The sequence below is a fragment of the Oleiphilus sp. HI0128 genome, assembly GCF_001635365.1.
Map to the genome: position 1 here is coordinate 1 of NZ_LWGG01001308.1, position 1,935 is coordinate 1,935.

At 46.8% G+C, this 1,935-nt stretch carries 2 protein-coding genes; both read right to left on the minus strand.

The window, feature by feature from the left end; translation table 11 throughout:
• Positions 1 to 202 (minus strand): hypothetical protein (locus A3763_RS29775; RefSeq protein ID WP_231872289.1); only part of this gene is annotated, 202 nt, incomplete at its 3' end.
• 110 nt (positions 203 to 312) lie between these two features.
• Positions 313 to 1,761 carry a TrkH family potassium uptake protein gene (locus tag A3763_RS21995; RefSeq protein WP_068512836.1) on the minus strand — a complete coding sequence of 483 codons (1,449 nt, stop codon included), beginning with the start codon at positions 1,759 to 1,761 and terminating at the stop codon, positions 313 to 315.
• Between the last annotated feature and the right edge of the window lie 174 nt (positions 1,762 to 1,935).

Here is a 1,935-nt window from a genome sequence, read left to right on the forward strand (position 1 = left end):
AGCGGTTCCAGTAAGTATTCCAATAGCCGTCAAGGCTAAAAGATTGTTTGCTAGACCAATCTTTGTCTCGCAGGTCGATAACAAGGAGTTTATTCGTGCTTGCTTGAGCCGTATTACTTTCGGCCTGCAATGCAGAAGATACACCGGCTAAAAATAGGAAAAAAATGAGAAAGAGTGTATTTAAGCACGAGAGCTTAAGCATGTCTGACAGCCACTTATATTTTTATTATTGATCAATCATAAGGTTTATTGGCCGCTATGTCAGTGCACTCGTCTGCTTTATTGGTATTTTCTCGGTTTTTAATAAGGGCCTTAATTTCGCCAGAAAGCAGGGGTAAACAATATCAATAAAGTGAAGATCTCTAGGCGGCCCATTAGCATGGCAAAGCATAGAACCCACTTAGCGGTATCGGGAATGTCGCCGTAGTGTTGTGCGACATCACCTAAGCCTGGGCCTAAATTGTTAATACTGGCACCGACAGCTGACCAGGCAGTGACTTGGTCCAAGCCCGTTGCCAGTAACATTAAGAGCAAAATAACGAAGACGAACAAGTAAACCGAAAAGAAGCCCCAAACAGCTTCAATCACACGGTCGGGAACCGGCTTTTTGCCAAGTTTTACTGGAATAATGGCGTTGGGATGAATTAGACGTTGGATTTCTCTCAAGCCTTGCTTGTAGATGAGTAAGATTCGAATCGCCTTCATGCCACCGCCGGTTGAGCCTGCACAGCCGCCAACAAAGGCAACAACGAATAAGAGGAAGGGCAGTACGAATGGCCAGGCTGTGAAGTCTGCTGTAGCAAAGCCAGTGGTTGTTGCGATGGAAACAACTTCAAAGGCGCCTCGAATCATAGAGTCAGAGAAGCTATAAGTATCGGTGAAGTAAAGCGTTGCGATCGTAATAATGGTTACGATCAACATGAGCGATGCGTAAAAGCGGAACTCGGGGTCCATAAAGTACGTTCGCCAGCTATTGCTTCGCCATGCAGTGAAATGCAGCGCGAAATTAACCCCGGCGATAAACATAAAGAAGATGGCGATTAGTTCAATTACGCTATTATCGAAATAGCCAATACTGGCATCATGGGTTGAATAGCCGCCGATGGCGATGGTCGAAAAACTATGGCCTATGGCGTCAAACAGGGTCATTCCAGCGGCCCAGTAAGATAGCGCGCAAGCGACTGTTAGCCCGAGGTATATATACCAAAGAGCTTTGGCGGTTTCGGTGATTCGAGGCGTTAATTTACTGTCTTTTACCGGGCCGGGAGTCTCTGCTCGGTATAGCTGCATACCACCAATGCCTAGCATTGGAAGAATGGCGACAGCCAGTACGATCAAGCCCATGCCGCCAAGCCATTGCAATTGTTGTCGGTACCACAAGATAGATTTGGGCAGGTCATCTATCCCGGTAATGACGGTCGCGCCAGTGGTGGTTAGCCCCGATAGGGACTCAAAGTAAGCATCAACGAAGCGTAAATCAGGGGAGTCAGATAAATATAAGGGCACTGAACCACTCAGGCTGAGCACCAGCCAGAAGAGAACCGTTACGATAAAACCATCTCGTACACGAAGCTCCTTTTTATGGTTTCGAACAGGCAGCCAGATGATTAGCCCTAAGCCTAGCGTAATAACAAAAGCATCGAGGAAGGCATGGAGCTGATTATCGTTATAGATGAGCGAAACAATGATCGGCGGGAGCATGGTCAGGCTAAAAATCATCAGCAGGATGCCTAGAATTCGGCTGACTGTAGACAAATGCATCCGGTTGTATCTCCCAAAAAACTACTAAAACAGGGTTAGAAAAAAGCGAGTCCGACTTGGAACAGCTTCTCGACTTCGCGAACTCTTTTCTTATCGACCAGGAAGAGGATAACGTGATCGTCTTGCTCGATGCGGATATGGTCGTGAGCGATTAATACTTCCTGGTGACGGACA

Excerpts from the sequence above, each read along its gene's own strand:
- A3763_RS21995 (WP_068512836.1), bottom strand. The coding sequence starts at position 1,761 with ATGCATTTGTCTACAGTCAGCCGAATTCTAGGCATCCTGCTGATGATT.